Here is a 21,160-nt window from a genome sequence, read left to right on the forward strand (position 1 = left end):
TCCCCCTATGCGCCGACGACGGCACGTTTATCGGTCACGCGCCGCGCCTTGCCCTCCGATCGGGCAACGCCGCCGGGCTGCACGATCTGCACGTTGACGCTGACCCCGATCAGCGACTTGATCTTGTGGATGAGGTCCCGGCTATCGCGCTGCTGTTCGTCGACCGACGCTTCGGGACGATGCTCGACCGCAAGCGTCATGACATCCATCCGGTCGGGCCTGGTAAGCTCGATCGCATAATGCGGCGCGAGCGCCGGGCAGGTGAGGATCACTTCCTCGATCTGGCTGGGAAAGACGTTCACCCCGCGCACGATCATCATGTCGTCGCTGCGCCCCGTGATCTTCGCGATACGCCGCATCGGCCGCGACGTGCCCGGCAGCAATCTGGTGAGATCCCGCGTACGATAACGGATGACCGGCATCGCTTCCTTGCTGAGCGATGTGAAGACGAGCTCGCCCTCTTCGCCGTCGGGAAGAACCCGGCCCGTTTCGGGGTCGATGATCTCAGGATAGAAATGATCCTCCCAGATCGTCGGACCGTCCTTCGCAACGCCGCATTCCTGCGCCACGCCCGGCCCCATCACTTCCGACAATCCGTAGATATCGAGCGCCTGGATCGCGAACGCGCCTTCGATTTCCCGCCGCATCGCTTCGGTCCAGGGCTCGGCGCCGAATATGCCGATCTTGAGCGAGGTCGCGGCAGGATCGAGACCGCGTTTGTGATATTCGTCCAGCATGGCCAGCAGATAGCTTGGCGTCACCATGATGATGTCGGGCCGGAAGTCGGCGATCAGTTGCATCTGCTTTTCGGTCTGGCCGCCACTCATCGGAATGACGGCGCAGCCGAGTGCCTCGGCCCCGTAATGCGCCCCGAGCCCGCCGGTGAACAAGCCATAGCCATAGGCGATGTGGACCTTCATGCCGCTTCGCCCGCCGGCCGCATGGATCGATCGCGCGACAAGCTGCGCCCATGTCTCCAGATCGGCTTTCGTGTAGCCGACGACAACCGGCTTGCCGGTCGTCCCCGACGACGCGTGAAGCCGTGCCAGCCGCTCCTGCGGCACGGCGAAGAAATCGAAGGGATATGCGTCCCGAAGATCCGCCTTGGTCGTGAAGGGAAAGCGCGAGAGATCGTCCAGCGAGCCGAGATCGTCGGGATGGGCGCCGGCGGCCTCGAATTTCTCCCGATATCGCGGATTGCCCGCATAGGCATGATTGAGCGACCAGCGCAGGCGTTCGAGCTGAAGAGACCGCAATTCGTCGATCGACGCCCGCTCGATCGGATGCAAGGTCTCGATCACGAGTGGATCACCTGAACCGACGTGCATTCGGCCAGGCCAAGCGCGGCGAACTCGACCCCGATACCCGACTGCTTCACCCCTCCGAATGGGGCGTCGGGACGGATCGCGCCATGATTGTTGATCCACACGCTGCCGCATTCGAGGCGGGCGGCGATCGTGCGTGCCTTTTCTGTGTCGCTCGACCAGACCGAACCGCCCAACCCGTTCTCGCTGGCATTGGCCTTCGCAACGACGTCGTCGAGGTCGGTGAATCTGATGACAGGAATGGCCGGCCCGAACTGCTCTTCATCGACGATCGCCATGCCGTCCTTCGCATCGGCAAGGATCGTGACCGGGTAGAACGACCCCGGGCCGTCGAGCGGTTCCCCGCCACACAAGACCCGCGCCCCTTCCCGCTTCGCACGCTCGACAAGGCTTTTGACCCTCTCGAACTGCATCGGATTTTGAACCGGACCGAGATGGCTCGCCGCGTCCAGGCCATTGCCCGTGACCACGTTCGTGGCAAAGGCAACCAGCCGCTCGCAGACGTCGTCATAGACTGAATCATGGACATAGAGGCGCTTGAGCGCCGCGCAGGTCTGCCCGTTATTGATGAAAATGCCCCAGAACAGCTTCTCGATGCTGGCATCGAGATCGACATCGGCAAGCACGATGCCCGCATCGTTTCCGCCCAGTTCGAGCGTGAGGCGCTTCAGGTTCGCCGCCCCGCTCGCCATGACCTTGCGCCCCGTCGCCGTCGAACCGGTAAAGATGATCTTGTCGATCCCCGGATGATCGGCCATCGCCTGCCCGATCTCGTTCCGGCCGGTCACGACATTCAGCACGCCCGGCGGCAAGGCGCTCTGCAACAACTCGCCCAGTCGCAGCGTCGCGAGCGGCGTATTGGGCGAGGGTTTGAGAACCACCGTATTGCCTGCCTGAATGGCCGGCATGATGTGCCAGATCGCGATCATCACCGGGAAATTCCACGGCGTGATCGAACCGATCACGCCGATCGGCTTGCGATGGAGAGTCACACGGGCGGCATCGTCATCCTGGATCGTCTCGACCGGAAGCTCCAGGCTCGCCGTATACCGCGTCCAGGCGATCGCCCCGCCGATTTCCCATTGCGAGCCCAATCCCCCCAGAGGCTTGCCCTGCTCGCGCGTCGTCAACTCGGCAAGTTCCGCCGCATTTGCCTCGATGATCTCTGCCATCCTGACCACCGCCGCATTGCGATCGGCCTGCGGCCGCGTGGACCAGGCGGCGAAAGCGCGTCTGGCAGCCGCAACGGCGGCGTCCAGCTGGTCGGCCGATGCGGCCGGCGCCATCGCCACGACCGCCCCCGTGGCTGGATCATATACCTCGAATGCCTCGCCTGCGGGCAACTGCTTGCCGTCGATGGTGAGGGTGAACGCGTCTGTCATGGCCGACGGCCTCTCTTTTCTGGTTTGATTGAATCAGGGTTTTGCCGGTTGTTGCGCCTTCGACCGGAGCTCGGGCGGCATCTGCGCGATGAGTGCCGCCCGAACCGAATTCACGTCCTGCAGGCGGCGTTGGCGCAACATGCCGATCTCCGCGGCGCTGAAGGGCTTGAATTCGGCGGACACGGTCGGCCCCATTGTCGGAACCAGCCAGTTCATCAGCGCCGCAAGATCGGCATCGCCGAGCGTCGAATTGGCGACGCCGGGTACGCGCACGAGGAACTCCCGCCCTCCGGGCACCGTCAGAAAACTGGCAAGAAACCCCCGCATCGGCGGAACCTTGCCCGCCACGCCGTCACCATTGGGCGTGTGGCATCCCTGGCAGTTGGTCATGTAGTTGACCCGCGGACTGCGCGGCGTGCCGGTTTGCGCCGGCGACGCAAAGCCAGTCAGACCGGCAACCGCGCAGACAGCAACCGCACAGACAAGGGCCGCAAGACGCCGCATTGCGCTAGCCCGCTGGCCCCAGCACGACGGCCGTCGAACAATTGTAAACCAGGCCCGACTGGGTTCCGAGGCACCAGTTTATGTCGTTCGCGCCCTGCGGCTGATAAACCGGGGTGTCGCCTTCATTGCGATTGCACATGCACCGTCCGCAGGCGGACTTTCCGCAGCAATCATTATAGGAGATCACATAATCCTTGCCGTCCACCGGATTGCGGCAGGTGCCCACCCAGGTGATCGGCGATGGTTCGGAACCCGGGCCGCAACTCGACACCGATCCGCCGCAGCAAGAGCAGAGAAAGCCGTCAATGGCACAATAGCGCCAATAATCGCAGGATGCGGGATCCCCCTTTTCCCCCGGCTGGGGCTTCGCGGACTGGCCGAGGGCGCGGGAAACCGGCAGCGCCGGAATGGTCGTGACGAAGGCGGCCGCACTTATTCGCGCCAGAATGTTGCGGCGTGAAATGCCCTGCGCCGCGCGACGCGCCATCAATTCGGCAATTCGATCCAATCTCGACATGGCTTCAACTCCAACCCCATCAATTCCCGACGCGTTCTTGCGCACGCCGGGACAGAAATTCCTGTAGTGACGCGACACCGAGGTCCTGCGCTGCCAGCAGGCTCTCAAGGTGTTCGCGATTATTGACCAGGCCGGTGGCGGCGAGCCTTCCGTCGCCGGCGATCAGCACCGCATGCGGCAGCTTGGATACCCCATAAGCCAGGCCCAGCTTGGTCGAGAGGACAAGCGGGAAGTCGTGAAGCTGGCGCTCCTCGACCATCTTCCGCTGGGCGATCTCGTCGCCATCGCTCGCGAGCACCACCCTGAGCCGATCGCGCTCGTCATGGGCCAGACGCTTGATGACGGGGAGAAGCGTCTTGCAGACCGGACATGTCGGTGAGAGGAAAAAGACCAGCATCGATCTGCCCGCATCGGCGACACCGATCGACACCGGCGTCGTGTCGATCGCTCTCAATTCGAATTTGGGGGCAGGCTCGCCCACCTTGGGCCCGCCTGGCAGTACAAGAGCGCCGACCGGTCCCAGCCGCTCATGCAGCATGCCGACCTGCCTGAAGAGGGCGACGAGCAACGCCGAAAGCACAAGAATGAGAACCCATTGCAGGACAACGGCGACGGTCAGCGCGTGGATCATGATGCAATACTCCGGCCTGGAAGCGCGATCGCCGTGTCGAAAGCCGCGTAGAGCAGCCCCAGGATCGCGAGGGCGACGCCCAGCGAGAAAAAGTCCATCCATGCGAAAGCGCGTGCGGAGGTTGCCGACAGCGCCGACAGCACCGCCGAAGACGCGATCACGCAATTCCGGCCCACCATCAGCCAGCTCAGACGCGGGGCCGTGGCCGCAAAACCGATGCAGCCGCAGTCGATCCGGTCATTGCCCCGCACGATGTTCAGGCCGATGACGGCCGCATAAGCGACGAGCATGATCGCCGCGGCGTGAAGGCCGAGCGGCGTGAGCAGCACAGCGGCTGCCACCGCCAGTTCCGCCGCGATGACGGCGGCGGCGGCAGCCTGGCTCGCCTCGCGCGGGAGGATGCGATAGCCGGCAATGACCGCCCCGGTGCGCGGCCAGTCCCGAATCTTGTGCCAGGCGGACGCCGCGAAGAGGAGAGCGATCCCCAGACGGACGACAAGCGGAATGAGCGGATCAAGCGACATCGATCATTGTCCTGCAGGGGCCGGCTGGATGATCGTGAGTGCTTCGCCGAGCTGATCGACCGAACGAAGCTTTTGCCCGCCAAGGGCATCATAGATGGTCAGGACCGGCGCCCCGAACTCGACGGCATAAAGCAGGGGCTTGTCGTCGTGACTGACCGCGAGCGACGTCGCCGGCACGGCGAGCTTGATCTGCTGCACCCGCTTTTGGGTCTTGATGTCGAAAACCCAGACCTCGCTACCGGGATCCTTCCGCGTTTCAGGGCCGCCCTGATGCATCAGGACATAGAGGCGCCCCGAGGCAGCATGATAAGTGCTCGGCTGTAGCCCGCCGATCCGCCAATTGTCCGGATTTGCCCCGACCAGCGACCATCGCTGGACGATCCTGGGCTTATCCCCCGCACCATCGACCACGATCGCCTCGCTGTTGAAGGTGAAGAACATCCATTGGCTGGGGCCAATCCGGACGGCCTTCTCGGTGGCGGGGTCGGACAGGGCCCAAAGCGGTTTGGAAACACCGGCAAGCTTGACCTGGCCCGACGCATCCATGGTCGCGAGCTGCATCGATCCATCGCCGCACTGCATCATGAACCGGCGCGCGCCGACGGGATAAATGAGTCCGCAGCCGGGTGTCGGATATTCGCCGACAAGCTTTTTGGATTCCAGATCCGCAACCGTGACCGATTGCTCGGGCGTGAAGTTGTAGAGGAGCGCAAATTTCCCGTCATCGCTGAGCGGCGCGCTGCCGACGAACGGAATCCCGCTGAACTTCTTGGGCGGAATGACGATTTCTTCGCCCGGCTCGAGCGTTTTCGACGAATAGAACGTCAACACGTCCGTACGCTCGCCACGCGAACCGCGTGAATGGAAAGTCGCAGGAACAACGAAGCGATCACCGCGCGGATCCAGGCCGAGCATGCCATGCCCGTATCCGCCATTGACCATCCCCACGAACCTGCCGGTGTCCGCGTCGATCAGGTAGGCGCGCCCATCGGCCATATGAAAGAACGAGATATCGTTCACCCATACCCAATGCGCCGGCAGCCTTTCGGGAAGCGACTCTACGGTCAGCTGCTCAGGTTCAAGTTGCGCACTCGCGGGAGCCGCAAGGAGCAGAGCGGCACCGATAGCAAGCAATAGAGTTCGAGACATCTCTGAGTTTCTCCGTGCTTCGAGCTATTTGTTCGTCGACAGATATGCGATCACGTCGGCGCGATCCTTGGGGTTCGGCAGTCCTGCAAACGCCATCCGGCTGCCGGGCATTGCGCGCTGCGGCGCCGCCAGAAAGGCATCGAGGCGCGCCTTGTCCCAGACGATGTTGGAACGGGCCATGGCAGGCGAGTAGTTGAAGCGCGCAAAAGTGCCCGCCTTCCGCCCCACGATCCCAGCCAGATTAGGCCCAAGCCCCGAGCCTTTTGCGCGGTCGACCTGATGACAGACCCGGCACTTGGCAAAGACTTTGGCGCCGGCAGTCGCATCCTGGGCACTGGCCCGATCGCCCCCGATAAAGGCAACGGTCGTGCCGGCGGTGTAGAGCGCCATTGCCGCAAGTTTCACAAACAGCTTCACAAGCCCCCGCTCCTTCCGGCCTGGATCAGCCGCATATTCCGGGGAAAACGCGACATCGCCATCGATGGGACGGTGAACGCCTGGCGGAATCCACCAGCAGACCAGCGGGTCGCCATATGGCCGAACCGGCCACAAATCGCACAAAAAACTCGCAAAAGTTCGAATTTAAAAACTTTGCCCTGACAAAGCAGCGCATCGACAAAGCCTTTCGGAACATTGCGTATCGCGACTGCGCGGTGCGCGACCGGTCGTAGGCTATGCCCGTAAACCTTACATACCCCGTCGACTCGAGCGAGTCGGCATCGCTCCGCCCCGTCCGGCGAAGCAATGGCTGAATTGCGCCATGGTCCGTACGTCCCCACAATCCCCCCTCTCATTTAAATCGAATTTTTTCGAATTTGATCTGTGCAATTTCTGTTGTCAAGATATAAGAAACGACGGAAAGGCCGTTCGAGTGAAGCGGCAGGTCAATTGAGGCAATGAAATGGAATCTCCCCCGGCCATCGCGACGCGCAAACCGTCGGCCAATGCAGGAACGGGACGCGCGACGCAGGCCAGAGGCCGCGCGCGGCGCGCCGAGCTCCTCGCGGCGGCAAGGGCAGCACTCGCCGAACAGTCGCTGGACCAGATCGGCATGGCTGGAATTGCCGAAAGGGCGGGAATCCCGCTGTCTTCAACCTATCATTTCTTTGGAGATATCGGCGAACTCTGGAAGGAGCTCGCCCGAACGGTTGCGACACAACAGGCATCGGAAGATCTGGACTTGCCGCGCGTTTCAACCTGGCAGGAACTGATCAAGGCGTCGCTGATCCATCATCGGAATGCGTTCAATGACGACCCTGCTGCGCGCAAGCTCATGCTGGGGCCTCATACGCCACCGGATATAAAGAACGCGGCCTGCAAGGAGGATTTCCGTTTCGGCACCGCATTGTGGATGGCAGTCCGGTCGCAGTTCGTCCTTCCCGAGCTTGCGGATTCGCGCGAGTTGTTTTTCAAGGCCCTGCTGATCGCGGACGTGTTCTTCTCCCTGTCGGTCGCCGAACATGACAGGGTTGCCGACTACGCCCTGAACGAGGCGATTCTGGCGGTGACGGCCTATCTCAGCATCTATCTGCCGACTCAACTCGCCACCGTGGAATAAGCCGATAGGGGCAGTTTCGCCGGCGGCTATCGCGTCCGCAGTTCTGACGACATCCCGCGCGCGCAAAGGAAGATAGGATAGCGAGCGGCGCCCGAATGCGTGGGCGAAAAGGCAGGTCGTGCCGCGCTGAACGGGACGATCTTCACCAGGATCGAAAGGCGCACGGGATGAAACGAGCGGCGATTGCAAAACTGGGCACCGTTGCTGCTGCGCTGTCGCTAGCCGTGTCGGCAGGCATGTTTGCGCCGAACGCTTCGGCCGCCCCAGGACAAGGTGATTGGCTGATGGTCGTCAAATCGGTCAACGTCGACCCCAGCCGCGAAGAGGCCTTTAACCGGTGGTATGATGAAATCGACATTCCCGATGTGCTCGAGGTCCCCGGCTATATGCGTGCGCGCAGGGGGGAACGTGCGGACCACAGCATAAAGAACAGTTCCACCGACGCCGCGGATTCCTATCTGGCGCTTTACGACATCCGCTCTGCGAATATCGACAAAACCATCATCGCGATGCTCATGGCGAGTTGGCGTATGGATCAGCTGGGCCGTTCGACCGATCTGATCAAGGTCGTCGAACGCGTATATTATCGCCGCCTGGCCCCGCCGATCGCAGAAGCTGGGAAAAATGGTGGGCGTTGGCTTTTTCTTGTTCGCACCGACCGAAGCCCGGGGCCTGGCCAGATGGCACGGCTCGCTGCCGCCAAGCGCTTTCAACACGCCACGCGCTATGGCCTCGACAGAGTGCTCATGCATGAGCCCCGCTCGGTTCCCGCTTTTCTCACGGTTTTCGAGATAGAAGCCGATACGCGTGAGCAGGCGGGGATCGCGGCCGATGCGATCGGGTCAGCGCTGGCAGGCCACGACCAGGGCCTCTATCGGCTGATCAAGGACGAGATGCGTCCTTAGAGCGCGCGACACCGCACACATCAAGATCGTCCGGCGCTCCGAGCCGGCAGGTGATTCCAATCGCTCTAACCCCACACCTCACCGAACACGCGGTTGAAATTGCCGCCGATCACCTTGGCAATCACCGCGTCCTTGACGCCGGCCTGCGCCAGATCCCAGGCGATCACTTCCAGCCGGCGCGGCGTGTTGAGGCCCGGCGTGCTGAACGGCATGCCGCTGTCTTCGAGCGGGGCGGAGATATTGTTGCCCGCGCGCCCGGCGATGAAGCGCTTGAGTTCGGCACGATAGCCGTCGTCATAAAGGATCGGCGTGATCGAGGTGTCGCTGCCGATGCCGACATGATCCTCGCCCGCGACCTTGATCGCATGGAGAATGTGGCGCGTCAGCAGCGCGCGGCTCGGCCCCAGCGTGTCGACGCCCAGGAACGGCATGATGTAGATGCCGATCACACCGCCTTTGGCCGCCACCGCCCTGAACACCTCGTCGGGCTGGCTGCGCGGATGGTCGTACACCGCGCGGCAACCGGTGTGCGACAGGATGATCGGCTTGCTGGATTCGCGTGCGGCGTCGAGCGCGGTCTGCGCGTGCGAATGGGACAGGTCGACGATCGACCGCCGCGCGGTGATCCGCCGGATCGCCTCGCGGCCGACCGCCTCCAGCCCCGGCGCCGGATCGCGCGACAGCGATCCCGAACCGATGCTGCTTTCCTGATTATAGGTGAGCTGCATGATCAGGACATTGGCATCGGCGAATTCGTCGATCAGGGCGAGATTGTCCTGCATCCACTCCAGCCCCTGGAAACCGAGCATGATGCCGAGCTTGCCGGTCGCCTTGGCGCGGGCGATGTCGGCATGGTTCCTGATCAGCATCAGCGTGTCGGGGTGGCGGGCAATGTCGTCCTTGATATTGGCGATGCGCTCGCGGGTGCGCTCGGGCGTCGGACCGCCCACCGACATGTTGACTGCGGTCAGCCCGCTCGCTCGCACGTTGCGCAGTTGCTCGGGCGACAATTCTTTGCCGCCCACGGGATAATTGACGTTGAAGGTATTGGGGCTGGCGAGGCAGTCGATCGCCACCGCATTCTTGTAAAGCGCCTTGATGCGCGGCGGGATCGGCCCCGGATTGTCGGCAGGCGCATCGGCGCCCCAGGCGAAACCGGGCAACAGGCCTGCGCCGCCGGCGACGGCGAGCCCAGCCAGCGCGAAACGGCGACGGTCCAGCTTCGGTGAGGAACGGTCGGTCATCATGGCCCCGCAAATGATCGTTTTCGAATGTTTCAGATTCGGAAACTTGTCATGCGCGGGGCGTGTGGTCAATCTGTCCGGACAGGCGCTGTCAGTGCGCCCCGCCCTTCCAGCGACGGCAGCGTTGAACGCCCGCAGCCTCAACCGTCGAGCGGCCATCCTTCGATGACTTCGACAAAGCGCGACAGCCAGACATTGGTCTGATGCCCGTCGACCGCACGATGGTCGATCGTCAGCGATACATAGCATCGCGACCGGATCTGGATGCTGTCGACGCCATCCACCTCGCAGACCACCACCCGCTTCTCCAGCTTGCCCACGCCCAATATCGCGGATTGCGGTTGCGCGATGATGATCGGGGACGCGAAGAGCGATCCCGAAACGCCATGGTTGGAAAGGGTGAAGGTGCCGCCGCGCATATCCTGCGGGGTAAGCTTGCCGTCACGGGCCCGGCCGGTGAGGTCGGTCAGCCGCTTCGCGATACCGAGCAGCGACAGTTCCTGGACGCGGTCGACGACCGGCACGACCAATCCCTTGTCGCCGAGCGCCGTCCCGACGCCGATATTGATATCCTCGAAGATGTCGAGGCGATCATCATACCAGCGGCTGTTGATCGCCGGCGCCACCTTCATCGCCTCTGCGGCCGCCGCAAGCACATAAGCGGTGAAGGTGAGGTTCGCGCCAGCCTTTTGATAGTCCGCCTTGTGCTTCGCCCGGTGCGCCATGATCCGGCCGAAGTCGGCCTCGAACACAGCGGTGACGTGCGGCGCGACGGTGACCGAATTGAGCATGTTCTGCGCGATCGCCAACCGCATGCGATCATGCGGCACGCTGCGGACCTTGTCGCTTGCCGCGGGTGCCGGCGACACCGGTGCCTCCGCCGCGCGAACCGCCGGTGCCGGATCGGGGGCAAGCGCGGGCGCCGGGGCCTTGCCCCGTTCGGCAAGATGCTTGTCGATATCGGCGCGCGTGATGCGCCCGTCACGGCCGGTGCCGGTGACGACGGACACATCGACCTCGTGCTGACGCACGGCGCGGCGAACGGCCGGGGAGAGACGCAGTTCGCTTTCGGAATGCGACGGCGCTGCATTGACGGTTGCAGGCGCCGGAGCGACCTCGTCCGGCTCGACGACCGCTTCGGCACGGCGGAGCCGCCCGAGGATTGCGCCCGGCACCGCCTCGGCATCGGTATCGAGCAGGATCAGCTCGAGCAGGCCGTCGCCGGGGGACGGCACCTCCTGCGTGACCTTGTCGGTCTCAAGCTCGACGAGCGGATCGTTGAGCGCGACCCGGTCGCCCGGCTTCTTCAGCCAGCTGCGCACGATCGCCTTGGTGCCTTCCTGCTCGAAGGGGACGAGAATATCGATCATTGGTCCTGCCACCCTCAAAAGCCGATCAGTTGGTCGATCTTGGCGCGGATGCGCTCCACCGACGGCACGGCCCAGTCGAGCAGCACGGGGTTATGCGGGCTGGGGATGTCCGGCATGGTGACGCGAAGCACGGGCGCATCCAGGTCCATGAACGCTTCGTCGGCGACGACGGCGGCGATCTCCGCACCGAAGCCCGCGGTCCGCAGATCCTCATGGACGATGAGGCAGCGGCGCGTGCGGCGCACCGAGGACAGCACCGCTTCCTTGTCCCACGGCATCAGCGTGCGCAAATCGATGACGTCGACGGAGCGGCCCTCTGCCGCCTCCTCACAGCGCGGAACCATCGCGCCCCAGGTGACGATGGTGACATCGTCGCCCGCGACCGTCGTCTTCGCCTTGCCGAAGGGCAGCGCGAAATCGTCGCCGGGATAGGCGCGCCGTGCCCAGGCATAATCGAGCATCGCCCGATGTTCGAAAAACAGCACCGGGTCGTTGCCGCGGAGCGCCGTGCGGAGCAGCCCGACCGCATCCTCCGCATTTGACGGCACCGCGACCTTCCAGCCCGGATTGTGGATGAAGGCGACTTCGTTGGTCTGGCTGTGCCAGGGATCACCGCATTTGAAGAAGCCGCCGGGCACGCGGAGCACCATCGGCGCCGCGAAGCGGTTGTTGGTCCGCCAGCGCATCGTGCCGCAATCGTTGATCTGCTCGGTCGCCGGCTCGGCATATTTGCGAAACTGGATCTCGGGGACCGGCATGAGCCCGGCAAGCGCCATGCCGACCGCGCGGCCGACAATGCCTTCCTCGGACAGGCTCGTGTCGAACACGCGGTCGAAACCGAACTTCTCCTGCAGGCCGAGCGTCACGGCATGGACGCCGCCCTTGGGGCCGATGTCCTCACCGAACAGCACCACCCGCGGATTGATCTCCAGTTCATGCTCGAGCGTCCGCCGGATGGCCGTGACCATATTGATCCGCTGGCCCTCGGGCTTCGGCACGTCGGTGGTGGCCGGCGCAACATAGCCCTGGTTCCATTGTCCTCCTTCGGCCTGCAGCGTGCCTTCGAAGAAGACATTGTCCATCACGGTCTCGGGGTCGGCCACGCCGCGTGCTTCGGCACGCTCGCGCGCCGCTTCGGCCTCGGCCTCGGCGCGCGCCTCGATCTCGGTCCAGTCCGCCTCGCTCAGCAGCGCGGGGACGAGATAGGATTTGAGCTTGGGCAGCGGATCGCGATCCCATTCGGAGGCGACGAACGCCTCGGACTTGTATGTCTGCGTATCCTGAAAGCTGTGCCCCTGGAGACGCGGCACGGTAAGGCGCAGGAGTACCGGTGCGCGCTCCTCGCGGACGAAGGTCACCGCATCGTCGACAAGCCGTGCCGCTTCCGCGGGATCGGTCCCGTCGCCGGAGAAGATGGTGAGGCCATTCCAGCTTTCGAGATTGGCGGCGATATTGCCGCCCGGAGTCTGGAATACCGACGGCACCGAAATACCGAAGCCATTATCCTCGATATAGAAGAGCATCGGCAGCTTCTGCGTGGTCGCGATGGTCAATGCGGCCCAGAAACCGTTGGCGGCGACCGATCCGTCGCCGCCGAGCACGACCGCGATCGCCTTGTCATAGGCGGGATCCTTGAGGACGGTGCGGTTATACTCGATCGCCTGCGCCCAGCCGGCGGTCGGGGTATATTGCGCGCCGACGCCGCCGCACATGGGCAGGGCCGATGCGCCGTTGGGATTGGGATAGTTGAACACCACGCCGATGTCGCGACCATCGGAATAGCCGCCGGCCCGCCCCATCGCCGAGCCCAGGGCGTCCGCGACGTCAACGCCCAGCGACAGCAGCAACGGGCGCGAGCGGTAATAGCCGCAGGTCGCGTCGACCGGATCGGTCAGGTGGCAGCCGAGCAGGATCTGCGCCATGTCGTGGCCGCGCGCCGAAAACTGGTAGAGCACCTTCTTCTCGGGAACCAGCCGGGTCTCCTCCATCTTGTCCAGCGCTCGGGAAAGAGAGACCAGATAGGCCACGCGGCGCCAGTCGACGGAATCGTCGGGAGCGTTGCGCAATCGAAACTTCAGCTCGGCAGTTGCCACGGTACGGTCCTTCGGCAGAATTTGAGTCAACGGAGCGACGCGAGCGCGTCGACGAAGGGGGAAATCGTCTGCGGCGTGAGCCCCGCGAGGTTGATGCGGCCCGACGACGGCATGTAGATCGCGCGCTCCTCGCGAAGCCGCGCGACCTGCGCGGGCGTGAGCGGCAGCGTCGAGAACATGCCGTGCTGGCCCTGGAGCGGCGCAAGCGCGGAATCCGCGGCGGCGAGCAGGTCGCGGATCTGGCGGATGCGCTCGCGAACCTCGGTGAGTTCCGCCCGCCAGTCGGCGGTCAGCGCTTCGTTGCCGAGGATGGTCTGGACGATGGCGCCGCCGTGATCGGGTGGCATCGACCAGTTCGCGCGCGCCAGCGACAGCAAATTGGTCTGGAGCGTGGCAGCATCGGCGGACGATTTCGAAAGCGCGTAAAGGGCGCCGACGCGCTCGCGATAGAGGCCGAAATTCTTGTCGCAGGAATAGGCGACCAGCGCTTCGCCGCAGATCTCCAGGACGATCCGGAGACCTTCGGCATCTTCGTCGAGACCCCGCCCAAGCCCCTGATAAGCGAGATCGATCAATGGCAGGATGCCGCGTTCGAGCATGAACTCGGCGAGCCTGCGCCATTGCTCGGCGCTGAAATCGGCGCCGGTGGGATTGTGGCAGCAACCATGCAGCAATGCGACATCGCCGCGCCTGGCAACCTCGAGAGCCTGCAATGTCTGGCTGAAGGTCAGCCGCTGCGTCGCCACGTCAAAATGGCTGTATCCGACCGCCTCCAGCCCAGCCGCGCCGAGGATGGGCAGGTGGTTCGGCCAGGTCGGCTCACCGACCAGAATCCGTGCCTCCGGCGATCCGCGCGCGATGAGCTCGAAGGCCAGGCGCAATGCACCGGTGCCGCCGGGCGTCTGCAGGCCGACCAGGCGGTCACCGAAGTCGTTCGCCCCGAAGATGATCGGTTTCAGCTGTTCGAAGAAGCCGATATTGCCTTCCGGACCGAGATAGCCCTTGCTGCCCTGGTTCTCGACCAGCACCCGCTCGGCCGCCTTTACCGACCGCATGACCGGCGTCTCGCCCGCCTCGTTGCGATAGACGCCCACACCGACATCGATCTTGTAAGGGCGGTGATCGCTTCGGAAGGCACCGATGAGAGCAAGCAGAGCGTCGGCCGGCTGCGGCCTCAGGGCGTGGAGCAGCGCCTTGTGCGCAACAGGTTCGTGGTCGGCTGTCCGCTCGATCGTGGTCACGCTCATTGACTTCTCCTCTGGCGAGGAGGATAAATCACAATCCGTGATGATTGCTGTTCTTGTTCATCATGATGACAGCATAAATTGACGAGTTTCCTTCACAATGACCGCAAAAGTGAGCGAAAATAATCAATACCCGAAACTAGACCCGCTGGACCGCAAGATTCTGCGTGTGCTGCAGACTCGCGGCGACATCAGCCAGGCGGAACTCGCACAGGAGGTGGCGGCGTCCCCGGCGTCCTGCTGGCGGCGGATCAAGGCGATGGAGACGGCCGGAATTCTGCGGGAAACGGTACGGCTTGTCGATCCGATAGCGATCGGCCGCGAGCTCAATGTGTTCTGCCAGGTCCGCATGAAATCGCACGAGCCCGGGGCACGGGAACGGTTCGAGGCGTTCATCCAATCGCATGACCAGGTGATGGAATGCCATTCCATGTCCGGCGAGTGGGACTATCTCGTGCGCGTCGTCGTGAGGAATGTGCAGGAATATGAGAAACTGCTCATGGGCGAGTTGCTCGGCCAGGACGCGGTCGCGACGTCGGCATCGCATTTCTCGCTCAAGCGCGTGAAGTACACCACCGCGCTGCCGGTTTGATCGAGTATCCGGCCGATGATCAACTTCGGCCGGACAGCGCCATTTCGAGCGCCATGTCCGCCAGTTCCTCGGCGCTGACCGGTCCGTCCGGATCGAACCATGTATGCGTCCAGTTGATCATGCCGAAGATCAGCATGGCCCTGACGCGCTGACGGGCGACGTCCCCATCATTCGATACGAGATCGGCGAGCAATTGCTGGACCGCGTCGATCAGTTTCCGCTGCTTGGCGACGATGATCGCGCGCTTGTCCCCGGGAAGGTTCTCTAGCCCGTTCAGCAGGACCGTCTGGCGATCCGCCGCACCGACATAGTGGCGCATGAAGGCGTGGATGAGCTTCGTCAGCTTTGCCATCGGGGGTGCGCCCATGCACATCACCTCTTCGACATCCTCGACCAGTTGATCGATGTGCGACGTCATCACCGCATAGAGGAGTTCCTCCTTCGAACCATAATAATGATACAGCAGCGACTTCGACATGTCGCACGCGGCCGCGAGGTCGGACATCGAAGCGCCGTGGAAGCCCCTGTTGGCGTACAGCTCCGCCGCCCTGTCGACGATAGCCTCCCGGCGTTGCTCGTAATCGGCGGCTTGGGTCCTTGCCATCTCGCTCTTTCCAGGACCTGATCGGTTGCGGCGGAAGCAATCCGTGCTCCTGCCAGTGCCGTGAAATCTCAGTTCGACACAGCCAATCGGGTCCTTTTCATTGGTTTCAGATCTTCATCGGATCAAATGCGATCGATCGCCGAGCGCTTGTCGATGACCCGGAGCGCCTTTCCGACCGAACGGGTGATGCTTCCTGCCGGCTGGACCTCGACCAGGGCGCTGATTCCGATCAGTTCCTTGATCCTGTCACAGAGCTGAGCCGATTGCGCGGCCGCCGCCTCCGCGCCGACACCGTCCCGGGCCTCCACCTTGATGGTCATCTCGTCCATCCGCCCGGGCCGGATGATTTCGACGAGGAAGTGCGGGCTCAAGCCGCGACAGGTCAGCAGGACCTCTTCGATCTGGCTGGGAAAGACATTGACGCCCCGGATGATGAGCATGTCGTCCGAGCGTCCGGTGAGCTTCGCCATCCGCCGCATCGGCGTGCGGTCACCCGGGAGCAGGCGCGTGAGATCACGCGTGCGATAGCGGATGATGGGCATGGCCTGTTTGGTGAGCGACGTGAAGACCAGTTCCCCCTCCTCCCCGTCCGGCAGGACTTCGCCCGTCACCGGATCGATGATTTCGGGGTAGAAATGATCCTCCCATATCGTCGCAGCACCCTTTCGGTCGACGAACTCCTGCGCCACGCCCGGGCCAATCACTTCCGAGAGCCCGTAGATGTCGGTCGCATCGATCGAGAATGCCTGCTCGATTTCGGTTCGCATCGCCTCGGTCCAGGGCTCCGCGCCGAAAATGCCGAAGCGCAGCGAAGTTGCCCGGGGATCGAGCCCCTGGCGATTGAACTCGTCGAGAATGGCAAGCATGTAGCTCGGCGTGACCATGATGGCGTCCGGCTTGAAATCCTGGATCAGCCGGACCTGCTTTTCCGTCTGCCCTCCCGACATCGGAATGACCGTGCACCCCAGCGCTTCGGCTCCATAATGCGCGCCCAGCCCCCCGGTGAACAGGCCATAGCCATAGGCGACATGGACCTTCATTCCCGGCCGGACGCCGGCGGCGTGCAGCGACCGCGCAACGCAATTGGACCACATGGCGATGTCGTCGCGCGTATATCCGACGACCGTGGGTTGCCCCGTCGTCCCCGACGATGCGTGAATCCGCGCAACCTGTTCGGTCGGAACGGCGAAGAGTCCGAAAGGATAATTGTCGCGAAGGTCGGACTTGGTGGTGAAGGGAAAGCGCGCGAGATCGTCCAGGCTCCGCAGATCGGCCGGCACGAGGCCGGCCTTGTCGAAGCTGCGCCGATAAAAGGGAACATTCTCATAGACCCGGATCAAGGTGTCACGCATCCGTTCGAGCTGCAGCGCGACGAGTTCGGCGCGATCCGCAGGGCCGAAATCGATTGGCTGAGCAGATGGTCCCATGGTCGCCGCTTTCATTTGATGCGCCAGGCCAGGGGCAGGCGTTCGAGCCCGCGAAAGCGGACGCGGCGCTGCCATGGGGCGGGCGCAGAGAGGTGGAAGTCCGGGATACGGCGCAGCCAAGCGGTAATCGCGGCGGCCCCTTCGAGACGGGCAAGGCTGAGACCGACGCACTGGTGCCCGCCCGCTCCGAAGGCGAGATGTCTGTTCGGGCGGCGATCAAGACTGAACCGATCGGGTTCCTCGAACACCGCGGGATCCCGGTTGGCAGCACCGATCACGAGCGTGATCAGGGTTCCCGCTTCGATGGGAATGCCCGCAATCTCGGCAGCACACGCCGCGCGCCGGTTCCCAAGCTGATTGGGGCTTTCGAAGCGCAGCACCTCTTCGATGAACGCCGGTATCAATGCGGGTTCGTCGACGAGCCGCAGCCGCAGCGCCGTGTCGGTCGCCAGGATGTGCAGGGCGTTGCCGATCAGGTTCGTGGTGGTCTCGTGGCCGGCATTGAGAAGAAAGATGGCGTTGTGCACAAGTTCGGGCGCGGAAAGCGCTTCGCCATCATGCGTCTGAACGATCATCCGCGTGAGCAGATCCCGCTCGGGATCGCCTGGTGTGCGCCGGCGGTTGGCGATCAGATCGTCGAGAAACGCGCAGAATTCCAGGACGGCGCGATTTCCGGCAACGAGCGTCTCCGTATCGGGCGCCGGCTCGAGCGCCTTCAGGATCGCAAGCGACCAGGCCCTCAGCGGACCGCGATCGCCCTCGGCGACATCGAACATGTCGCCGATGACGCGCACCGGCACTGCTCCGGCAAAGTCGGCGATGCCGTCGCATCCATCCATTTCGGCGACCTCCGCGGCCAGCGAGCCGCAGAATGTCCCGACCCCTTCGGCAAGACCGGCAAGCGCGCGCGGCGACAAGGCGCCGACGAGCATGCTCCGCACCCGGCCATGATAGGGATTGTCATTGAAGACGAGGCTGGTGGTGTGATGCTCGAAGAGCGGCGACCTGCCGAACTTGGATGCGAACTCCACCTGCTTGTCCGAACTGAAAGTCGCCATATCCCGGTAGACGGCGGCAACGTCGGCATGGTGAGAGACCAGCATGACCCCGTCGATCGCGCGGACAATCCGCCCGCCATCACGAAGCGCGCCATAATGCGGGTAAGGATCCTGGTAGAAACCGTCCGGCGGTGTGGACAATTCCCATGGCGCGCCAGCGACCGGATCTGGCGCTGTCGCGATCACCGCCGGTCGCCCAGCCAGTCCCAGATCCGCGATGGCACGTCGACCATCGCATTGTGCCCCGCGTCCGGAATGTCCGACGCATCCCGGTCATATGCGAGGAGCTGTTCGTGCGAAACCATGGGGTCGTTCACGCCGCGAGCCAGATGGACCGGACAGGTCGATGTCGCGACGAGCTCGGCCATGGCCGGGCGCGCGACCGCATAGGCCCGCATGTCGAGCGCCGTCCGCCAGCCTGCATCATCCTCCACCACCGCGCGGTCGGCAAGGACCGAACCAGGCGCCACGACCCCGAGCCCGGACTGGCGACCATAGAAGGCCAGGGCATCGTCGGGGCTTTCAAAGGCCTTGGCGTCGCGCTCAGACAGCTTCCTCATCTGTTCGAGTTCGTCATCGCTCCAGCCGACCTTGATGCCCAGGGCGAAGACAGCCGAGGGCCCGATGGCATGATCCGACTTTGCGAGCTCGAGGCCAATGACGCCGCCGAGCGAATGCCCCAGGATGGTGACGGGCGCGCCCGCGGCATGTCGTTTGATGAGCGTGGCGAGCGGCGCGGCATAGTCCGCGACGTCATAACGCGCCGCCTTCTCCGATCGGCCATGGCCCGGCAGATCCGGCGCCAGCCAGCGCCCTGGCCAACGCGCGGACGCCTGATCGAGAAAAGGCTGCCAGACCCGGCCATTGGCGCCAAGACCATGCAGGCACACGAGCAAGGCATCGCCGCTTCCGCCACGATCGAAACACAGTCCGTCAGCAAATTCCGTCACAGCGTCCATCATCTCGACTCTCAGGCTCGTCTCACAGGGCGTTCATCGTCAGCAGGTCGTAGGTCGCACAGAGTTCGTCCGTGCTGTCGGTGATCGTGACGGCCCAGCGCACTTCGCCATATTCATCGTTGCGCTGGGTCTTCGACTTGGCCGTCAGCGTAACCTTGATCGCCTCGCCTGGCGATACCGGCTTCACGAAACGCAAGCTTTCCAACCCGTAATTCGCCAGCACCGGGCCCGGTGCAGGGTCCACGAACAGGCCAGCGGCGAAGGACAGCAGCAGATAGCCGTGCGCCACGCGACCCGGGAAAAACGGATTCGCCGCGGCCGCTTCCTCGTCCATATGCGCGTAGAAGGTATCGCCCGTGAAATGGGCGAAATGCTCGATGTCCTCGAGCGTGACGATGCGCGACGCCGTGCGGATCGTGTAACCGATCGCGAGTTCCCCGAAACGAAGCCGGAAGGGATGCGCCTCGCCCTCGGGCTGCGGCGCGCCGGGCAGCCATTGCCCGACGATCGCGGACAGCGCGCGCGGACTTCCCTGAAGCGCAGAGCGCTGCATATAATGCTTGACGCCGCGCACGCCGCCCATTTCCTCGCCGCCGCCCGCGCGGCCGGGACCACCATGGATCAGCATCGGGAGCGGCGAGCCATGGCCGGTCGACTCCTTCGCGCTGTCGCGATCGATGACGACGATACGGCCGTGATAAGCCCCCGCGCCCAGGACAAAATCGCGAGCGGCCTCCGGATCATAGGTGAAGAAGGACAGCGCAAGGCTGCCCTTGCCGCGATTGGCGAGTGCGATCGCGTCGGCGATGTCCCGGTACGGCATCAGCGTCGAGACCGGACCGAAGGCCTCGACGTCGTGGACGAGGTCGGCGGTCCAGGGATCGTCGGCACGGAAAAGCAAGGGGGAGATGAACGCCCCGTCGCCGGCGGTGGCGCCGGTCAGCGAGACTTCGTCGATATCGCCGAAAGCGAGCCTCGCCTGACCTGCCAGAATCCGTGCCTTGGCGCGGACGTCCTCCAGCTGCGCGATGCTGGCGAGAGCGCCCATCGTCACGCCTTCAGCCTGGGGATCGCCGACGACGATCTTGGCGAGGCGCTCCTTGAGCGCGGCCTCCGCTGCGTCCAGAAGGGCTGCGGGCACGAAGGCGCGGCGGATGGCGGTGCATTTCTGGCCCGCCTTCACCGTCATCTCGCGGACGACTTCTTTGATGAAGAGGTCGAATTCGGGGCTGCCGGGTTCGGCGTCGGGACCAAGCACCGAGGCGTTGAGCGAATCCCTCTCGGCGACGAAGCGCACGCCTTCCCGCGCGATCACGGGATATGCCTGGAGCTTCATCGCGGTCTCGGCCGATCCGGTGAAGGAGACGACGTCCTGGCAGGTGAGGTGATCGAACAGATCGCCCGTCGATCCCATGATCAACTGGATCGCGCCCGGTGGCAGCACATCGGCTTCGATCATGATGCGGAATGCCGCTTCGGCGACATATCCGGTTGACGATGCCGGCTTGATGATCGCGGGCACGCCCGCGAGCAGGGTCGTACCGAGCTTCTCCAGCATGCCCCAGACCGGAAAGTTGAAGGCGTTGATATGGACCGCGGCGCCCTGGAGCGACGTATAGACGTGCTGGCCGACAAAGGTTCCGCGCTTGCCGATCGGCTCCATCGCGCCGTCGATCAGGATCGTATCGTCGGGCAGTTCGCGCCGCCCCTTCGACGATGCCGCGAACAGGGTCCCGGCGCCGCCCTCGATATCGATCCAGCTGTCGGTCCGCGTCGCCCCCGTCGCCCAGGAGAGCGCATAGAGCTCCTCCTTGCGTTCCATGAGCGCGGTGGCCAGTGCCTTGATCATCCGCGCACGGGCATGGAAGGTCATTTTCCGCAACGCCGGTCCGCCGACGGTGCGGGCGTGATCGAGCATGGCCTTGAAGTCGAGGCCCTGGCTGCCGGTGCGGGCGACGATCTCGCCCGTCACCGCGGAGCGCAGATCGGCAAGGCCGCCCGTCGCCTGGGTCCAGCTGTCGACGGCATAATTTGAAAGCGTTGCGGTCATCTCTTGGTCCTTTTGGGAAAATGC

General features: G+C 63.9%; 20 protein-coding genes. 3 read left to right on the forward strand and 17 right to left on the reverse strand.

The window, feature by feature from the left end:
- Positions 1-5 precede the first annotated feature (5 nt).
- Genes paaK (AC3WN8_RS20795) through AC3WN8_RS20830 form a run of 8 tightly spaced genes read right to left on the reverse strand, consistent with a single transcriptional unit; the run spans position 6 to position 6,449 of the window.
- Positions 6-1,301: a phenylacetate--CoA ligase PaaK gene (gene paaK, locus AC3WN8_RS20795; RefSeq protein ID WP_492671389.1), complete on the reverse strand. Its 1,296-nt coding sequence runs from the start codon at positions 1,299-1,301 to the stop codon at positions 6-8.
- A complete protein-coding gene (locus AC3WN8_RS20800; protein WP_492671390.1) occupies positions 1,298-2,707 on the reverse strand; it encodes an aldehyde dehydrogenase family protein in 1,410 nt (469 codons plus the stop codon). The genes paaK (AC3WN8_RS20795) and AC3WN8_RS20800 overlap by 4 nt, the downstream gene beginning before the upstream one ends.
- Positions 2,708-2,740: 33 nt before the next feature.
- Entirely contained in the window at positions 2,741-3,211 is a 471-nt protein-coding gene (locus AC3WN8_RS20805; protein ID WP_492671391.1) for a c-type cytochrome, read from the reverse strand.
- Between the two features lie 4 nt (positions 3,212-3,215).
- Positions 3,216-3,728, reverse strand: coding sequence for a methylamine dehydrogenase light chain (locus tag AC3WN8_RS20810; RefSeq protein WP_492671419.1), 513 nt, complete (start codon positions 3,726-3,728; stop codon positions 3,216-3,218).
- Between the two features lie 19 nt (positions 3,729-3,747).
- Complete coding sequence (locus AC3WN8_RS20815) at positions 3,748-4,359, reverse strand: redoxin family protein (protein WP_492671392.1); 612 nt, start codon at positions 4,357-4,359, stop codon at positions 3,748-3,750.
- Positions 4,356-4,883 (reverse strand): MauE/DoxX family redox-associated membrane protein, encoded by a 528-nt coding sequence (locus AC3WN8_RS20820; RefSeq protein WP_492671393.1) that lies wholly within the window; start codon positions 4,881-4,883, stop codon positions 4,356-4,358. Before AC3WN8_RS20820 ends, AC3WN8_RS20815 begins: the two co-directional genes overlap by 4 nt.
- A gap of 3 nt (positions 4,884-4,886) precedes the next feature.
- Positions 4,887-6,017: an amine dehydrogenase large subunit gene (locus AC3WN8_RS20825; protein ID WP_492671394.1), complete on the reverse strand. Its 1,131-nt coding sequence runs from the start codon at positions 6,015-6,017 to the stop codon at positions 4,887-4,889.
- Positions 6,018-6,056: 39 nt separating this feature from the next.
- Entirely contained in the window at positions 6,057-6,449 is a 393-nt protein-coding gene (locus AC3WN8_RS20830; RefSeq protein WP_492671395.1) for a c-type cytochrome, read from the reverse strand.
- A 484-nt stretch (positions 6,450-6,933) separates the two neighbouring features.
- Here AC3WN8_RS20830 and AC3WN8_RS20835 point away from each other — a divergent pair, with 484 nt between their 5' ends.
- Together AC3WN8_RS20835 and AC3WN8_RS20840 are read left to right on the forward strand one after the other, a co-directional pair.
- The gene (locus AC3WN8_RS20835; RefSeq protein WP_492671396.1) at positions 6,934-7,590 is read left to right on the forward strand and encodes a TetR/AcrR family transcriptional regulator; all 657 of its coding nucleotides are present in this window, start codon (positions 6,934-6,936) and stop codon (positions 7,588-7,590) included.
- Between the two features lie 167 nt (positions 7,591-7,757).
- Positions 7,758-8,495: a hypothetical protein gene (locus AC3WN8_RS20840; RefSeq protein ID WP_492671397.1), complete on the forward strand. Its 738-nt coding sequence runs from the start codon at positions 7,758-7,760 to the stop codon at positions 8,493-8,495.
- Positions 8,496-8,560: 65 nt separating this feature from the next.
- Here the strand turns inward: AC3WN8_RS20840 and AC3WN8_RS20845 are convergent, their stop codons facing one another.
- The 4 genes from AC3WN8_RS20845 to AC3WN8_RS20860 all read right to left on the reverse strand — a co-directional run bounded on the left by AC3WN8_RS20845 (position 8,561) and on the right by AC3WN8_RS20860 (position 14,449).
- Positions 8,561-9,739, reverse strand: a complete 1,179-nt coding sequence (locus AC3WN8_RS20845) for a dipeptidase (protein WP_492671398.1) — start codon at positions 9,737-9,739, stop codon at positions 8,561-8,563.
- A 140-nt stretch (positions 9,740-9,879) separates the two neighbouring features.
- The gene (locus AC3WN8_RS20850; RefSeq protein WP_492671399.1) at positions 9,880-11,109 is read right to left on the reverse strand and encodes a dihydrolipoamide acetyltransferase family protein; all 1,230 of its coding nucleotides are present in this window, start codon (positions 11,107-11,109) and stop codon (positions 9,880-9,882) included.
- Between the two features lie 14 nt (positions 11,110-11,123).
- Positions 11,124-13,202: a transketolase C-terminal domain-containing protein gene (locus tag AC3WN8_RS20855; protein ID WP_492671400.1), complete on the reverse strand. Its 2,079-nt coding sequence runs from the start codon at positions 13,200-13,202 to the stop codon at positions 11,124-11,126.
- A gap of 26 nt (positions 13,203-13,228) precedes the next feature.
- Entirely contained in the window at positions 13,229-14,449 is a 1,221-nt protein-coding gene (locus AC3WN8_RS20860; protein ID WP_492671401.1) for an amino acid aminotransferase, read from the reverse strand.
- Positions 14,450-14,546: 97 nt separating this feature from the next.
- Between AC3WN8_RS20860 and AC3WN8_RS20865 the strand changes: the two genes are divergently transcribed.
- Positions 14,547-15,038 carry an Lrp/AsnC family transcriptional regulator gene (locus tag AC3WN8_RS20865; RefSeq protein ID WP_492671402.1) on the forward strand — a complete coding sequence of 164 codons (492 nt, stop codon included), beginning with the start codon at positions 14,547-14,549 and terminating at the stop codon, positions 15,036-15,038.
- 19 nt (positions 15,039-15,057) lie between these two features.
- On the opposite strand, the gene AC3WN8_RS20870 is transcribed toward AC3WN8_RS20865, so the two are convergent.
- The 5 genes from AC3WN8_RS20870 to paaZ all read right to left on the reverse strand — a co-directional run bounded on the left by AC3WN8_RS20870 (position 15,058) and on the right by paaZ (position 21,136).
- Positions 15,058-15,642: a TetR/AcrR family transcriptional regulator gene (locus tag AC3WN8_RS20870; RefSeq protein ID WP_492671403.1), complete on the reverse strand. Its 585-nt coding sequence runs from the start codon at positions 15,640-15,642 to the stop codon at positions 15,058-15,060.
- 122 nt (positions 15,643-15,764) lie between these two features.
- Entirely contained in the window at positions 15,765-17,084 is a 1,320-nt protein-coding gene (gene paaK, locus AC3WN8_RS20875) for a phenylacetate--CoA ligase PaaK (protein WP_492671404.1), read from the reverse strand.
- Positions 17,081-18,313 carry a cytochrome P450 gene (locus AC3WN8_RS20880; protein ID WP_492671405.1) on the reverse strand — a complete coding sequence of 411 codons (1,233 nt, stop codon included), beginning with the start codon at positions 18,311-18,313 and terminating at the stop codon, positions 17,081-17,083. Before AC3WN8_RS20880 ends, paaK (AC3WN8_RS20875) begins: the two co-directional genes overlap by 4 nt.
- On the reverse strand, positions 18,310-19,077 hold the full coding sequence (locus tag AC3WN8_RS20885) for an alpha/beta fold hydrolase (RefSeq protein ID WP_492671406.1): 768 nt from the start codon (positions 19,075-19,077) through the stop codon (positions 18,310-18,312). The genes AC3WN8_RS20880 and AC3WN8_RS20885 overlap by 4 nt, the downstream gene beginning before the upstream one ends.
- Before the next feature lie 31 nt (positions 19,078-19,108).
- Positions 19,109-21,136 (reverse strand): phenylacetic acid degradation bifunctional protein PaaZ, encoded by a 2,028-nt coding sequence (gene paaZ, locus AC3WN8_RS20890; protein WP_492671407.1) that lies wholly within the window; start codon positions 21,134-21,136, stop codon positions 19,109-19,111.
- Positions 21,137-21,160: the final 24 nt, after the last annotated feature.

The sequence above is a fragment of the Sphingobium sp. FW305-3-2-15-F-TSA7 genome (genome assembly GCF_058787155.1).

What these genes read in the sequence shown, in the direction of transcription:
- AC3WN8_RS20820 (WP_492671393.1), bottom strand. Translation starts at nt 4,883, where the DNA reads ATGTCGCTTGATCCGCTCATTCCGCTTGTCGTCCGTCTGGGGATCGCT.
- AC3WN8_RS20850 (WP_492671399.1), bottom strand. Translation starts at nt 11,109, where the DNA reads ATGATCGATATTCTCGTCCCCTTCGAGCAGGAAGGCACCAAGGCGATC.
- AC3WN8_RS20810 (WP_492671419.1), bottom strand. Translation starts at nt 3,728, where the DNA reads ATGTCGAGATTGGATCGAATTGCCGAATTGATGGCGCGTCGCGCGGCG.
- AC3WN8_RS20840 (WP_492671397.1), top strand. Translation starts at nt 7,758, where the DNA reads ATGAAACGAGCGGCGATTGCAAAACTGGGCACCGTTGCTGCTGCGCTG.
- AC3WN8_RS20815 (WP_492671392.1), bottom strand. Translation starts at nt 4,359, where the DNA reads ATGATCCACGCGCTGACCGTCGCCGTTGTCCTGCAATGGGTTCTCATT.
- AC3WN8_RS20835 (WP_492671396.1), top strand. Translation starts at nt 6,934, where the DNA reads ATGGAATCTCCCCCGGCCATCGCGACGCGCAAACCGTCGGCCAATGCA.
- AC3WN8_RS20805 (WP_492671391.1), bottom strand. Translation starts at nt 3,211, where the DNA reads ATGCGGCGTCTTGCGGCCCTTGTCTGTGCGGTTGCTGTCTGCGCGGTT.
- AC3WN8_RS20800 (WP_492671390.1), bottom strand. Translation starts at nt 2,707, where the DNA reads ATGACAGACGCGTTCACCCTCACCATCGACGGCAAGCAGTTGCCCGCA.
- paaK (WP_492671404.1), bottom strand. Translation starts at nt 17,084, where the DNA reads ATGAAAGCGGCGACCATGGGACCATCTGCTCAGCCAATCGATTTCGGC.
- AC3WN8_RS20870 (WP_492671403.1), bottom strand. Translation starts at nt 15,642, where the DNA reads ATGGCAAGGACCCAAGCCGCCGATTACGAGCAACGCCGGGAGGCTATC.
- AC3WN8_RS20865 (WP_492671402.1), top strand. Translation starts at nt 14,547, where the DNA reads ATGACCGCAAAAGTGAGCGAAAATAATCAATACCCGAAACTAGACCCG.
- paaZ (WP_492671407.1), bottom strand. Translation starts at nt 21,136, where the DNA reads ATGACCGCAACGCTTTCAAATTATGCCGTCGACAGCTGGACCCAGGCG.
- AC3WN8_RS20845 (WP_492671398.1), bottom strand. Translation starts at nt 9,739, where the DNA reads ATGACCGACCGTTCCTCACCGAAGCTGGACCGTCGCCGTTTCGCGCTG.
- AC3WN8_RS20860 (WP_492671401.1), bottom strand. Translation starts at nt 14,449, where the DNA reads ATGAGCGTGACCACGATCGAGCGGACAGCCGACCACGAACCTGTTGCG.